The sequence below is a fragment of the Mesorhizobium sp. M1066 genome (genome assembly GCF_040318635.1).
Taxonomy (GTDB): domain Bacteria; phylum Pseudomonadota; class Alphaproteobacteria; order Rhizobiales; family Rhizobiaceae; genus Mesorhizobium.
On the sequence record NZ_JAMYMR010000130.1, the window covers coordinates 1 to 596 of the forward strand.

The window sequence follows — 596 nt, forward strand, 5'->3', positions numbered from 1 at the left end:
GTCGTGCTGGCCTCCAGATCCGCGACATGCTTGCGCAGGGTCGTGGTGGGCGCGAGGCCAAAGATGAAGTCGACGTCGTTGGCGCGGCACCAGTCGATGACCTGCGGGTTGCAATAATGGCCGCGGAGCAGGATTCGAATGTTCGGCCAGTTGATCTGGATCGCCCGCACCAGACGGCGCAGGTGGGGGCGGATCTCAGCCCCACTCGGCCGCTTGGCCGGTCGCAGGATCGCGCTGACGAACCGTCCCGCACCATCGAACACGACGATCGGCTGGAAGCCGTACTCGTCATGGTGGGCATTGAACAGGCGAAGCTGTTGGCCTCCGTGCACAGCGTCGAAGGTGTCGTCAATGTCGAGTACGATCCGCTTCGGCACTTGCCGGAACGAGGCGCAATAGAGATCGAGCATCGCCCGTCCCATCGCGACCAGCTCCCGCACGCCGGGTAGGTTCTCCAGCCGGCACAGCGTCGATTGCGACGCCAGGTCCCGACCCGACGGCAGCGCATCCTGGGCCATCTTGAAGACCGGATCGCGGCGCAGCCGGTTGGCGTCGTTGCCGTCCTCGTAGCCGGCGGCGATCATCTTCATGCGAAA

At 64.9% G+C, this 596-nt stretch carries 1 protein-coding gene; it reads right to left on the reverse strand.

Annotated features, from left to right (window positions below):
• The coding region (locus tag NKH52_RS35450; RefSeq protein ID WP_352658241.1) for a transposase at positions 1-596 on the reverse strand (596 nt) is incomplete at both ends.